Source organism: Actinoallomurus soli, assembly GCF_024055715.1.
Classification (GTDB): domain Bacteria; phylum Actinomycetota; class Actinomycetes; order Streptosporangiales; family Streptosporangiaceae; genus Actinoallomurus; species Actinoallomurus soli.
Genome location: NZ_JAMXMV010000002.1, coordinates 147,760 through 160,299, shown reverse-complemented (window position 1 = coordinate 160,299; position 12,540 = coordinate 147,760). Strand labels below are relative to the sequence as shown.

Sequence of the window (12,540 nt, the reverse complement as noted above, 5' to 3'; positions counted from 1 at the left end):
GCGCGGTCGGGAGGTCGAGCGGTGAGTGCCTCGTTTCAGGTGTTCTGGGACGACCGGCTGGTGGCGTACGACTTCGGCGCCGAGCATCCGATGAACCCCGTCCGCGTCGAGCTGACGATGGCGCTCGCCCGTGAGCTGGGCGTGTTCGACGCGCCGCACGTGTCCGTCGAGGGATTCGAGCCGGCCGGCGACGAGCTGCTGACCCTCGTCCACGACCCGGCCTACATCGAGGCGGTCCGCCGGGAGCGGCTCGACGTCGCGCGGGGCCTGGGCCTGGCCGACAACCCCGTCTTCTCCGGCATGCACGACGCGTCCGCGCTCGTCGCCGGGGCCTCGGTGGCCGCGGCGCGCGCCGTGTGGACCGGCGAGGCGGAGCACGCGGCCAACATCGCCGGGGGACTGCACCACGCCATGCACGGGGCGGCCTCGGGGTTCTGCGTCTACAACGACCCGGCGATCGCGATCGCCTGGCTGCTCGGCCAGGGCGCGGAGCGGGTCGCGTACGTCGACGTCGACGTGCACCACGGCGACGGCGTCCAGGCGGCGTTCTACGACGACCCGCGCGTCCTCACGATCAGCCTGCACGAGACGCCCCGGACGCTGTTCCCCGGCACCGGGCTGCCCAAGGAGACGGGGGCGCGGGGCACGGCGGTCAACGTCGCCCTGCCGCCCGGCAGCGGCGACCGGCACTGGCTGCGGGCCTTCGACGCGGTGGTCCCGCCGCTCCTGCGGCAGTTCCGGCCGCAGGTCCTGGTCACCCAGCAGGGCTGCGACAGCCACGAGCTCGATCCCCTCGCCCACCTGACGCTGAGCGTCGATGGGCAGCGCGCCGCGTACGCCGCGCTGCACCGGCTGGCCCACGAGACGGCCGGCGGCCGCTGGGTCCTGACCGGTGGAGGCGGCTACGAGCTCGTCCACGTGGTCCCGCGTGCCTGGACCCACCTGCTCGCCGAGGCGGCGGGGCGGCCGATCCCGCCCGGCACGCCGACCCCGGAGTCCTGGCGGGAGCTCGTACGCGACCGTACGGGGCGGCGGGCGCCCGAGCGCATGACCGATGGAGCCGACACGGAGGTGCGAACGTGGGAGAGCGGCTACGACCCGGCGGATCCGGTGGACCGGGCCGTGCAGGCGACGCGGCAGGCGGTGTTCCCGGAGCACGGTCTGGACCCGATGCCGTGAGCCTCGCCGATCACCCGGTCCCGACGCGCGACGAGCTGCGCGCGCACCTGGTCCGTACGCTGATCGCCGGGGTGGTCGCGACGCCGCGCCAGGGCAACCTCCTGCACTACCGGCGGATGGCGGCGCGCAAGCCGTACTACCTGTTCGGGCTCGAGCTGGAGCAGGAGTGGGGGTTCGACCAGATCTTCGCGCTGATGGCCGAGAAATGCGGCATCAACCCCGACCCGGCGCACCTGTACGGCGACGACACGATCGACCCGGACCGCACGATCGACGCACTGGAGGCCATGGCCGGCCGGCTCGCGCGGGCGGCGGAACGGCGGGAGACGGTGCTGCTGGCCACGGGGCATCCGGGCGGCCTGCTCCCGGTGTACCTCGCGGTGGGCCGGGCGCTGCGGGCGCGGGGCTGCCGGGTGCTGACGCCCGCGTCCGGCTGGGCGTACGAGGTGGAGACGCCGCGCGGCGCGGAGCGCCGGGTGATCCGCTACATCGAGGGCGTCGCGGCGTTGAGCGGGGGCGCGGCGCTGCACCATACGCACGACGCGGAGCCCATGCGCGCGATTTTGCGAGAAGTTTCCGCCGACGGCGGTCCCTGGCCGGATCTGGTCATGGCGGACCATGGTTGGGCCGGCGCGGCGGGCCAGGCGGGTATCGACACGGTCGGCTTCGCGGACTGTAATGACCCGGCCCTGTTCGCGGGGGAGGCGGAGGGGAAGGTCCATACGGTGGTGCCCCTGGACGACAACGTGCTCCCGGATCACTACACCCCGCTCACTGTGTATCTTTTGACACATTCGAGCCTGATTGATTGAACTCCCCTCTTGCGACTCGGGAATCACGATTTACGCTGGAGGAAAGTACACGGCCGTGATCAAAGTCACCCAAAGGTCTGACGCGCGGCGTGTGGAAGAGGGCGTCCGATGAGCTCAGGCGAGCGACCTCTGAGCGAGGTCAGGTTCCTGACTGTGGCCGAGGTGGCTGCGGTGATGCGGGTGTCCAAGATGACCGTATACCGCCTCGTTCACTCGGGAGAACTACCGGCGATTCGCGTGGGACGTTCGTTCCGCGTACCGGAGCAGGCTGTCCACGACTATCTGCGGGACGCGTACATCGAAGCGGGCTGACGCGCGCGCGATCCGCCGGAGTCACGGCGGTTTCCACGGCGCGTGGCGGCGGCCCGCGAACGATCGGCGTCGAGGCGGCGGTACCCTTGGGCACCGGGCTGTGTGCCCGCCAAGGGTGCTGATCGCCCGTCTCCTGCTGATCATCGAGTGAGGGTTCCGTGGGCTCTGTCATCAAGAAGCGTCGTAAGCGCATGGCCAAGAAGAAGCACCGTAAGCTGCTGAAGAAGACGCGCATTCAGCGTCGCAACAAGAAGTAACGCAGCCGTCCACGGATGGGGGGACACCGGTGCCGTCGACGCGTCCCTCCGCGAGCGCAGCATCAGGTTCCGGCGCGAGCCGGGTGGTCCTGGTCACCGGCGTTTCCCGGTGGCTCGGAGCACGGGTGGCCGAGGCCCTGCAGGCAGAGCCGAGCATCGAGCGGGTCATCGGCGTCGACACCGTGCCGCCCGAGGCGACCCTTGGACGCACCGAGTTCGTCCGGGTCGACATCCGCACGCCGAGCATCGCCAAGATCATAGATTCGGCGCGCGTCGACACGGTCGTGCATCTGAACCTCGTGACGATGACCGCGGCCGCACGGATGGCGACCAAGGAAGCCAACGTCATCGGCACGATGCAGCTGCTGGCCGCCTGCCAGCGGTCCGCGGCCATGCGCAAGCTGGTGGTGCGGTCGTCGGCGGCGGTGTACGGCTCGTCGGCCCGTGACCCGGCCGTGTTCACCGAGTTCGACGAGCCCGTGGCGCCGCCGGCGCACGGCTACGCCAAGGACGCGGTCGAGGTCGAGGGGTACGTCCGCGGGCTGGCCCGGCGCCGTTCCGACCTGCTCGTCTCCGTGCTGCGCTTCGCGAACTTCCTCGGCCCGAACGTCGACAACCCGCTCAGCCGCTACTTCCACATGCCGGTGGTGGCGACCGTGCTGGGATTCGACCCGCGCCTGCAGTTCATCCACGAGGACGACGGAGTCGAGATCCTGCGCCGGATGGCCGTGGAGGACCATCCCGGCTGCTTCAACGCGGCCGGAGACGGCGTCGTGCTGCTCTCCCAGGCCCTGCGCCGGGCGGGCCGCCCGATCCTGCGGCTCCCGTCGCCCGCCGTCCAGACGCTCGGCGACGTCGGCCGCCGGTTCGGCGGGCTCAAGGGCTTCTCGCCCGAGCTGCTGCGCTGGCTGACGTACGGCCGGGTCATCGACACCACGCGCCTGACCAACGAACTGTCCTGGCGCCCCAAGTACAGCTCCGAAGAGGCCTTCGCCGACTTCGTCGACTCCCAAGGGCTCGGGCGAAGCCTGCGAGCGGGCATCTTTGACCTGGTCACCGGCGGGGTAGGGGGCTTCAGCAGGAGGTGACCGCAGTCTGATGTCCGAGGAAGCGAGAGCGGTGGTGGGTCACGCGGCCGAGGTGATCCCACTCCACGGCGACAGGGCCGAGCACCGCGCCGAACCACCCGGTGAGCTGGAGCAGAAGGTCGCGTCGGCGCTGCGCTTCGTGCGCCGCCGGATCGAGGGCGACTACCACGTCGACGAGTTCGGCTTCGACCCCGAGCTGAACGACACGCTGCTGATGCCGCTCGCCCGTCAGCTGTACGAGCGGTGGTTCCGCGTGGAGATGTTCGGGCTGGAGAACGTCCCCGACACCGGCCCCGCGCTGGTCGTCGGCAACCATTCCGGCACCCTCCCGCTGGACGGCGTCATGCTCCAGGTGGGGCTGCACGACCACCACCCGGCCAAGCGCAACCTCCGGCTCCTCGGCGCCGACCTCGTCTACCAGATCCCGGTGCTGGCCCACCTGGCGCGCAAGAGCGGGCACACCCTCGCCTGCCAGGCCGACGCCGCGCGGCTGCTGGCGAAGCGGGAGCTCGTCGGCGTCTTCCCCGAGGGGTTCAAGGGCGTCGGCAAGCCGTACAGCCAGCGGTACAAACTGCAGCGGTTCGGCCGGGGCGGGTTCGTCGCGACCGCGCTGCGCGCCCAGGTGCCGATCATCCCGGCCGCGATCGTCGGCGCGGAGGAGATCTACCCGAAGATCGCCGACCTGCGGCCGATCGCCCGGCTCTTCGGCCTGCCGTACTTCCCGGTCACGCCGACGTGGCCGATGTTCGGCCTGTTCGGCCTGGTCCCGCTGCCGTCCAAGTGGATCATCGCGTTCGGCGAGCCGATCATGACGGATGAGTACGACCCGGACCAGGCCGACGACCACATGACCGTGCTCAACCTGACCGACCAGGTCCGCGAGACGATCCAGAACATGCTCTACGACCAGCTCCGCCGCCGGGCCTCGATCTTCTTCTGATCGCATTTGACTTAGAGCGCGCTCTAAGGGGCAGCCTGGTCGCCATGGAGAAGAGAAGACTGGGCACACAGGGACTCGAAGTGTCGGCGCTCGGCCTGGGCTGCATGGGCATGACCTGGGCGTACGGTCAGGGCGACGACACCGAGTCCATCGCGACCATCCACCGGGCGCTGGAGCTCGGCTGTGACTTCTTCGACACCGCCGAGATCTACGGCCCCTGGACCAACGAGGAGCTCCTCGGCCGGGCGTTGCGCGGCCGCCGCGACGAGGCCGTCATCGCCACGAAGTTCGGCTTCGACATCGACGAGAACGGCCAGCGCCGCGGGGTGAACAGCCGCCCCGAGCACATCAGGCAGGTGCTGGAGCAGCAGCTGCGGCGGCTCGGCACCGACCACGTCGACCTGCTCTACCAGCACCGCGTGGACCCCGAGGTGCCGATCGAGGACGTCGCCGGCGCCGTCGGCGAGCTCGTCCAGCAGGGCAAGGTCCGCTACTTCGGCCTGTCCGAGGCCGGCGCGCAGACGATCCGCCGCGCGCACGCGACCTTCCCCGTGTCGGCCCTGCAGTCGGAGTACTCGCTGTGGGAGCGGGGTCTCGAGGACGAGATCCTGCCGACCGTCTGGGAACTGGGCATCGGCCTCGTGCCGTACTCCCCGCTCGGCCGCGGCTTCCTCACCGGTGACGTGCGCCGGGCCGAGGACTACCCGGAGGACGACTACCGCCGCACCGACCCGCGCTTCCAGGGCGCCAACTACGACGCCAACGTCAAGGCCGCCGAGACCGTCCGCGAGATGGCCGCGAGCAAGGGCGTCACGGCGGGCCAGCTCGCCCTCGCCTGGCTGCTGCACCAGGGCGAGACCGTGGTGCCGATCCCCGGCACCAAGCGCCGCGCCCGGCTGGAGGAGAACCTCGCGGCCACCGAGATCCGGCTCACCGAGGCGGAGCTGTCGGAGCTGGAACTGCCGGTGTCCGGCGCCCGCTACCCCGAGACCATGCTGCGGATGGTCCGCCGCTGACCGTCCATACGGCGTGGCCTGGACCCGGCGGCGGTCATCGCCTCACCTGGGACGAGAGCACCGCGAGCCACGGTCGCTGGAGCGACCAGAACTCTCGGCGTACGGCCGGGTCAGCGGTCGCGGTAGTGGCGGCGGAGCGCGACGCCGGCGGCGACGCCGCCGGCGAGCGCGCCCGCCCCGGCCGCGGTCGGCAGCGCGACCATGGTGACCTTGCGGCCGGTGCGGAAGTCGTGGACCGGCCAGCCGTGTTCGCGGGCGTGCTCGCGCAGGTCGGCGTCGGGGTTGACGGCGTGCGGATGGCCGACCGTGGTGAGCATCGGCAGGTCGTTGAAGGAGTCGCTGTAGGCCGAGCACCGCGCCAGGTCCAGGCCCTCGCGCTTGGCGAGCGCGCGGACGGCGCCGGCCTTGGCCGGGCCGTGCAGGAGGTGACCGACGAGCCGGCCGGTGTAGACGCCGTTCTCGGTCTCGGCGACGGTGCCGAGGGCGCCGGTCAGGCCGAGCCGGTGCGAGATGATCCGGGCCAGCTCGACCGGCGTGGCGGTGACGAGCCAGACCTGCTGGCCGGCGTCCAGGTGCTTGAGCGCGAGGGCGCGGGTGCCGTGCCAGATCCGGTCGGCCAGCTTGTCGTCATAGATCTCCTCGCAGAGACTGACGAGCTCGCTGACGCTGCGCCCGGCCACGAACGCCAGGGCGGCCTCGCGCGCCGTGCTGATGTGCTGGGCGTTCTCCGCGCCGCGCATCCGGAAGGCCGCCTGGCCCAGCGCGAACAGCGCCAGGTCGCGGACGGTGAACAGCTTCCGTGAGGCGAGCCCGCGCGCGAAGTGGTAGATGGAGGCGCCGCGGATCAGCGTGTTGTCCACGTCGAAGAAGGCGGCCGCGCTGGGGTCGGGGTCCGGTGGCGGCACGTCCACCACCGCGGCGGCCGCCGCGGCGGCCTCACCCGCCAGCTCCGCGTCATCGGCATCATCACGCCTTGGCCAGAACCGCATGAGACGAGCGTAACCACTTTCGATCACCGGTAACCGAGAGGGACCGTCAGTGTCCCCTCCGCAGCCGCGCCGGGACCCTCCGCAGCTGCGCCGGGACTCTCCGCAGGATCTCTCGCAGCCGCGCCGGACCCTCGGCGGACGTCGCCCGGGACCTTCAGCGGACGTCGCGGGGGACGACACGTGCGAGGGAGCGTACGGCGCGGTGCTGGAGCGCCTTGATCGCCCCGCTGTTCTTGCCCATCACCGTGGCGGTCTCCGCGACCGACAGGCCGTGCAGGAACCGCAGGACGACGCACTCGCGCTGCTCCGACCCGAGGGCGCGGACCGCCGAGAACAGCGCCCGGTGGGTCCAGTCGTCCAGCACGACGCGCTCGGGGCCCTCCTCCCAGCGGTCGCCTTCGTCGGGCTCCGCCGTGCAGACCTCCATGCGGTACCGGCTGGACTTGTAGTGGTCGAGGATGAGGTTGCGGGCGATGGTGACGAGCCAGGCGCCGAAGTCCTTGCCCTGCCAGGTGAACACGCTCATCCGGCGCAGCGCCCGCAGGAACGTCTCGCTGGTCAGGTCCTCGGCGAGCGGGTGGACGCCGACGCGGTGGTAGACGTAGCGGTAGACGAGATCCACGTAGCGGTCGTACAGGGCGGCGAACGCGTCGGACTCGCCGGCGCGGGCGCGGAGTACCAGCTCGCGCAGCTCATCCTGGTCGCCGGCCGGCTTGAGGGCGACCGGCCCCGCGGGCGACACGGGCGGGGGGTCGAGGGTGAGGCTGCGCATCGGTACTCCTCGGTGCTGATCGGCCACCGGGTGTGTCGAAACATGCTAGATACTCACCAGTAACTGGTGCAATGGTGACGGATGATGAATCCCGCCTGATATCCGCGCGGCCCGGACGTAGCAAATCCAAGCGCGGACAGGGGGATCCGTTACCTGTCCGCTCCGGAGATCGGGCACCATTGGTCCGATGGTGAACGTCGCGGTGGCACTTGTGGCGACCCTCGCCGCCTTCGGGTGCGCGGGTCTGCTCGGCGTGCGCGGGTTCCCCGAGCGGCGGATCCACCTGTTCCTGTGGACGTTCACGCTGGGCGCGCTCGGCCTCGCGCTGGGCGCGATGACCGCGGGCTACGCGATGGGCTTCTCGCCCGCACTGCTGCGGTGCGTCACGCTGTTCGGCACCCTGCTGGCGCCCTTCAGCCTCGCGCTCGGAGTCGTCGAGCTGGCCGCGCGCTCGGTCCAGGCGCGGTTCGCGGCCCGGCTCATCGCCGGGTCGTACGTCGTGGTGGCCGTGGTGATCGTCCTGCTCGACCCGATCATCGGCACGTTCGGCAAGAGCCTGCCGGAGGCGACGGGGCACTACTCCTCGCTGCCCAAGCTGGTCATCAACGGCGCGCACGTCTTCGCGGTCGTCGCCCTCGTCTCCTGCGTGGCGGTCACCGCGATCCGCGGCAACAAGCGCGACCGGCGGGCGACCGAGATCATGCTGACCGTGGCGATGGTCGCCTTCGCGGGAGTCCTCCTCGTCACCGCGACGCGCGGTTTCCTGCCCGGCCCCCTGGCGCCGCTGGCGCTCGGCGGCGCCGTCGCCCTGATCTGGTTCGGCGTCTCCCGCGTCCTGTCGAAGCGGGCCGATGACGACGAAGACGAAGATAATGAAGAAGCGGAGGCGTACGACGAGATGTCCAACTACGCAGGGCAGCCTCCCCTCGGTCGGCCGTCCGGCCCGCCGCCGCAGGGGCCGCACGCCCAGGGTCACCAGGCCGGCGGGCAGTACCACTCCCAGCCGTCGTTCGCGCCGCAGCCCGCGGCCCCGGCGCTTCCGTTCCCGCTCGGGCAGTACGGCCGGATCACGATGTACACGCTGCACGACGGCCACCAGGAGGCGTTCGACCGGCTGGCCGCCGAGGTCACCCGCGCGGTGATCGAGCGCGAGCCGGGCACGCTCGTCTACGCCTGCCACTCCGTCGACAGCGCGCCGCTGCAGCGGATCTTCTACCAGCTCTTCCGTGACGCCGCGGCGGTGGAGAACCACACCCGGCAGCCGCACGTGCAGCGGTTCGCGGGTGAGGTGCGCTCGCACGTCGCCGGCACGAACGTCATCGAGCTGACCGCGACCGCCGCGAAGGTGGCGCTGCCGCCCGACGCCCAGCGGCCGCCGCACGACCCGCAGCGCCCTCCGTACGACCAGCCGCGCCCCCAGGAGCCGCAGCGGCCCGCGTACGACGCCCAGCGTCCGCAGGAGCCGCAGCGGCCCGCGTACGACCCGCAGCGCCCGCAGGAGCCGCAGCGCGCCCCGTACGACCCCTCGCGGCAGCCCGCGGCCCACCGGCCCAACGACATGACGGGCCCGCGCCCGGTCCAGCGGCCCGCCCAGGACCCGGGCCGCCCGCGGCATGACATGACCGGCCCGCGGCCGATCCAGCCGCCGCCGAACGGCCGGCCTCCCCACCAGCCGAACCCGTCCGGTCGCTGGCCCCATGGCTGAGACACCGCGCGTCCTGCTGCTGAGCAAGCCGGGCTGCCACCTGTGCGACGACGCCCGCGAGATCATCGCGCGGGTGTGCGGCGATCTGGGCGTCGGCTGGGAGGAGCGGGACATCACCGCGTCCGAGGAGGACACCCGGCTGTACTGGGAGCAGATCCCGGTGACCTTCGTCGACGGCGTCCAGCACGACTTCTGGCGGGTCGACGAGGGACGCCTGCGCGCCGCCCTCGGCGCCTGACCAGCGTGTCAATGTTCTCTGCGTCACACCGGGCGGCGGTCCCAGACGGCTCGTGAAGATCGCCCGAACGCACCGGAGGCCCGGCTGAGCTGGGGGTCGAGGGCCCCGTGACGACCCGCTCCGGGTGGCCGGGCGGGACCTGCGCGGATGAGCACCGACTTTGTGCATGCGTTCACAAAGGCTTAATCTGAGGGAAGTCCAGGCGACCGGGCCGACGGGCGACTCAGGACCGGCCGCGAGTCGAGTCCCGAAGAGCAGGCTTGTGACCCGTCGATCCACCCTCGGTGCGCGGAACCGAGGCATCCCTGAGGCGACCGTCGCCAGGCTGCCGGTCTACCTCCGCGCCTTGCACACGCTCGCCGAACGCGGCATCGTCACCGTCTCGTCGGAGGAGCTCGCCGCCGCGGCGGGCGTCAACTCGGCCAAGCTCCGCAAGGACCTGTCCCACCTCGGGTCCTACGGCACCCGGGGCGTCGGATACGAGGTGCAGTACCTCGTCTACCAGATCTCCCGCGAGCTCGGCCTCACCCAGGACTGGTCGGTCGCCATCGTCGGACTCGGTAACCTCGGCCGCGCCCTCGCGGGCTACGGCGGGTTCGCCTCGCGCGGGTTCCGGATGTCCGCCCTGCTCGACGCCGACCCGGCCATCGTCGGGGAGCGCATCAACGGCCTGACCGTCGAGCACATCGACAAGCTGGAGCAGGTGATCGCGGACTGCGGGATCTCCATCGCGGTCCTGGCCGTGCCCGCCTCGGCCGCCCAGCCGGTCTGCGACCGCGTGGTGGCGAGCGGTGTGACGAGCATCTTGAATTTCGCCCCTGTCGTCCTGACTGTGCCAGACGGGGTGGATGTGCGTAAGGTCGACTTGTCGATCGAGCTTCAGATCCTCGCGTTCCACGAACAGCGCAAGGCCGGCGGCCCGGCCGGCGTGGAGCAGGAGTATCTCGAAGCGGTTGACGGCTCATGAGCGGCGCGGACGTGACGACACGGCCGTCCCGCCGCCCGGGGCCGTCGGGTGAGGGACGGGAGCACCAGTGAGCATTCTCGTGGTCGGGCTGAGCCATCGCAGCGCCCCGGTCGCTCTTCTGGAGCGCACCGCGGTCACCGGAGAGCGTTTGGTCAAGCTGCTGCACGACGTCCACGGTTCCCCCAATGTCAGCGGGGTCGTCGTCGTCTCCACCTGCAACCGCATCGAGGTGTACGCCGACGTCGACAAGTTCCACGCCGGCGTCTCGGCGATCTCCGAGCTGCTGTCCCGGCACTCGGAGGTGCCGCTGGGCGAGCTGTCCCAGCACCTGTACGTCCACTACGAGGAACGCGCGGTCCAGCACGTCTTCTCGGTCGCCTGCGGCCTGGACTCGATGGTCGTCGGTGAGGGCCAGATCGCCGGCCAGCTCCGTACCGCTCTGAAGCTCGCCCAGAAGTACGGCACCGTCGACCGGGCGCTGAACGAGGCGATCCAGCAGGCGCTGCGCGTCGGCAAGCGGGCGCGGAACGAGACCGGCATCGACCGGGCGGGCGCCTCACTCGTCAGCGTCGGTCTCAGCCGCGCCGGCTCCCTGGAGGGCCGGCGCGCGCTCGTGGTGGGCGCCGGTTCGATGAGCTCGCTCGCCGCCGCGACCCTCGCCCGCGAGGGCATCGGCGAGATCGTCATCGCCAACCGCACGTACGAGCGCGGCCTGCGCCTGGCCGAGGCCACCGACGCCCCGGCACGGGCGATCCGCCTGGAGCACCTGCGGGAGGCGCTCGCCGAGGCGGACATCGTCGTCTCGTGCACCGGGGCCACCGGCCTCGTGATCACCCCGGACATGGTCCGGGGCCCGGTCTTCCTGCTCGACCTCGCCCTGCCGCACGACGTCGACCGCGCCGTCCGCGACCTGCCCGGCGTCACCCTCGTCGGCCTGGACGACCTCAGCACCGCCGACGACGCGCCCGCCGAGGCCGACACCGACGCCGTCCGGCGGATCGTGTGCGAGGAGGTCAAGGCCTTCGAGCTCGGCCTCGTCGCCGCGACGGTCGCCCCCACGGTGGTCGCGCTGCGGAGCAAGGCCGCGGAGGTCGTCGAGGCCGAGCTCGGCCGGCTCGGCGGCCGGCTCCCCGAACTCGACGACAGGTCACGGGCGGAGATCGCCCAGACCGTACGCCGCGTGGTCGACAAGCTGCTGCACGCCCCGACCGTGCGCGTGAAGGAGCTTGCGGCCTCCCCCGGCGGCGACGCGTACGCCGACGCGCTGCGCGAACTCTTCGACCTCGACCCCAAGGCCCCGGAGGCGGTCATCCGGGCGGAGGATGTCCAGTGACCACACCTCTGAAGCTGGGCACCCGCCGCAGCCTGATGGCCATGACGCAGTCCGGTCTGGTGGCCGACGCGCTGACCGCGCGGACCGGCCGGCCGGTCGAGCTCGTCGGCGTGACCACCGAGGGCGACGTCTCCAAGGCGCAGCTGGCCCAGATCGGCGGCACCGGCGTGTTCGTCAACGGGCTGCGCGAGCGGCTCCTCTCCGGGGAGATCGACTTTGCCGTCCACTCGCTGAAGGACCTGCCCACCGGGCCGGCCGAGGGCATCGCCCTCGCCGCCGTCCCGCACCGCGACGACCCCCGCGACGCCCTGTGCGGCCCGGCCAAGCTGGCCGACCTGCGGCCCGGCGCCCGGGTCGGTACCGGTTCGCCGCGCCGTGTCGCGCAGCTGCGGGCGATGCGGCACGATCTCGACGTCGTGCCGATCCGCGGCAACGCCGACACGCGCCTGCGGAAGGTCACCGAAGGCGAGGTGGACGCCGTCGTGCTGGCGTACGCGGGGCTGAACCGGATCGGCCGCCTGGAGGCCGTCTCGGAGATCTTCGAGTCCGACCAGATGCTGCCCGCGCCGGGCCAGGGCGCGCTGGCGGTGGAATGCCGGGCCGACCGCGATGATCTCATCGAGCTCCTCGCCACCCTCGACCACGCCCCGACCAGGGCGGCTGTAACGGCCGAGCGGACGCTTCTGGCCACGCTGGAAGCGGGCTGCTCGGCTCCCGTGGGCGCATACGCTGCATGGGAAGAGCAAATCGTGCATCTGACCGGAGTCGTTGTCGGGTATGACGGTGAACGGCAGACTCGGTTGTCGGTAAGCGGCTCCCCGGATGATTCCGAGCGTCTAGGGCGTGATCTCGCGCTCAGGATGCTGGCGGAGGGGGCCGACCAGTTGATGGGGGAGAGCACATCTTGAGCCCCGCGAGCAAAAAGGCCGCAC

Annotated in this window: 14 protein-coding genes; 12 read left to right on the top strand and 2 right to left on the bottom strand. The window is 71.6% G+C overall.

Features of this window, described 5'->3' with window-relative positions:
• The first annotated feature begins 39 nt into the window (after nucleotides 1-39).
• The 7 genes from NDW01_RS06675 to NDW01_RS06645 all read left to right on the top strand — a co-directional run bounded on the left by NDW01_RS06675 (nucleotide 40) and on the right by NDW01_RS06645 (nucleotide 5,604).
• On the top strand, nucleotides 40-1,179 hold the full coding sequence (locus NDW01_RS06675; RefSeq protein ID WP_252818743.1) for an acetoin utilization protein AcuC: 1,140 nt from the start codon (nucleotides 40-42) through the stop codon (nucleotides 1,177-1,179).
• Nucleotides 1,176-1,991 carry a phosphatase gene (locus NDW01_RS06670; RefSeq protein ID WP_252817704.1) on the top strand — a complete coding sequence of 272 codons (816 nt, stop codon included), beginning with the start codon at nucleotides 1,176-1,178 and terminating at the stop codon, nucleotides 1,989-1,991. Before NDW01_RS06675 ends, NDW01_RS06670 begins: the two co-directional genes overlap by 4 nt.
• Before the next feature lie 108 nt (nucleotides 1,992-2,099).
• Complete coding sequence (locus tag NDW01_RS06665) at nucleotides 2,100-2,303, top strand: helix-turn-helix domain-containing protein (RefSeq protein ID WP_187233448.1); 204 nt, start codon at nucleotides 2,100-2,102, stop codon at nucleotides 2,301-2,303.
• Between the two features lie 158 nt (nucleotides 2,304-2,461).
• Nucleotides 2,462-2,560 (top strand): 30S ribosomal protein bS22, encoded by a 99-nt coding sequence (locus NDW01_RS06660; RefSeq protein WP_018654693.1) that lies wholly within the window; start codon nucleotides 2,462-2,464, stop codon nucleotides 2,558-2,560.
• Between the two features lie 125 nt (nucleotides 2,561-2,685).
• Complete coding sequence (locus tag NDW01_RS06655) at nucleotides 2,686-3,648, top strand: NAD-dependent epimerase/dehydratase family protein (RefSeq protein WP_252817701.1); 963 nt, start codon at nucleotides 2,686-2,688, stop codon at nucleotides 3,646-3,648.
• 10 nt (nucleotides 3,649-3,658) lie between these two features.
• A complete protein-coding gene (locus NDW01_RS06650) occupies nucleotides 3,659-4,588 on the top strand; it encodes a lysophospholipid acyltransferase family protein (protein ID WP_252817699.1) in 930 nt (309 codons plus the stop codon).
• A 44-nt stretch (nucleotides 4,589-4,632) separates the two neighbouring features.
• Nucleotides 4,633-5,604, top strand: a complete 972-nt coding sequence (locus NDW01_RS06645; RefSeq protein WP_252817697.1) for an aldo/keto reductase — start codon at nucleotides 4,633-4,635, stop codon at nucleotides 5,602-5,604.
• A gap of 110 nt (nucleotides 5,605-5,714) precedes the next feature.
• Here the strand turns inward: NDW01_RS06645 and NDW01_RS06640 are convergent, their stop codons facing one another.
• Both NDW01_RS06640 and NDW01_RS06635 read right to left on the bottom strand, forming a co-directional pair.
• Nucleotides 5,715-6,593, bottom strand: coding sequence for an HAD family hydrolase (locus tag NDW01_RS06640; protein WP_252817695.1), 879 nt, complete (start codon nucleotides 6,591-6,593; stop codon nucleotides 5,715-5,717).
• Between the two features lie 154 nt (nucleotides 6,594-6,747).
• Nucleotides 6,748-7,365, bottom strand: a complete 618-nt coding sequence (locus tag NDW01_RS06635) for a sigma-70 family RNA polymerase sigma factor (protein WP_252817693.1) — start codon at nucleotides 7,363-7,365, stop codon at nucleotides 6,748-6,750.
• A 187-nt stretch (nucleotides 7,366-7,552) separates the two neighbouring features.
• Between NDW01_RS06635 and NDW01_RS43485 the strand changes: the two genes are divergently transcribed.
• From NDW01_RS43485 to hemC, 5 genes are all read left to right on the top strand, one after another.
• Nucleotides 7,553-9,070: a putative quinol monooxygenase gene (locus tag NDW01_RS43485; RefSeq protein WP_305883755.1), complete on the top strand. Its 1,518-nt coding sequence runs from the start codon at nucleotides 7,553-7,555 to the stop codon at nucleotides 9,068-9,070.
• The gene (locus NDW01_RS06625) at nucleotides 9,063-9,308 is read left to right on the top strand and encodes a glutaredoxin family protein (protein WP_252817692.1); all 246 of its coding nucleotides are present in this window, start codon (nucleotides 9,063-9,065) and stop codon (nucleotides 9,306-9,308) included. The genes NDW01_RS43485 and NDW01_RS06625 overlap by 8 nt, the downstream gene beginning before the upstream one ends.
• Nucleotides 9,309-9,570: 262 nt before the next feature.
• Nucleotides 9,571-10,275 (top strand): redox-sensing transcriptional repressor Rex, encoded by a 705-nt coding sequence (locus NDW01_RS06620; RefSeq protein ID WP_252779414.1) that lies wholly within the window; start codon nucleotides 9,571-9,573, stop codon nucleotides 10,273-10,275.
• Between the two features lie 67 nt (nucleotides 10,276-10,342).
• The gene (locus tag NDW01_RS06615) at nucleotides 10,343-11,608 is read left to right on the top strand and encodes a glutamyl-tRNA reductase (RefSeq protein ID WP_252817690.1); all 1,266 of its coding nucleotides are present in this window, start codon (nucleotides 10,343-10,345) and stop codon (nucleotides 11,606-11,608) included.
• Entirely contained in the window at nucleotides 11,605-12,516 is a 912-nt protein-coding gene (hemC, locus tag NDW01_RS06610; RefSeq protein ID WP_406567693.1) for a hydroxymethylbilane synthase, read from the top strand. The genes NDW01_RS06615 and hemC overlap by 4 nt, the downstream gene beginning before the upstream one ends.
• Nucleotides 12,517-12,540 lie beyond the last annotated feature (24 nt).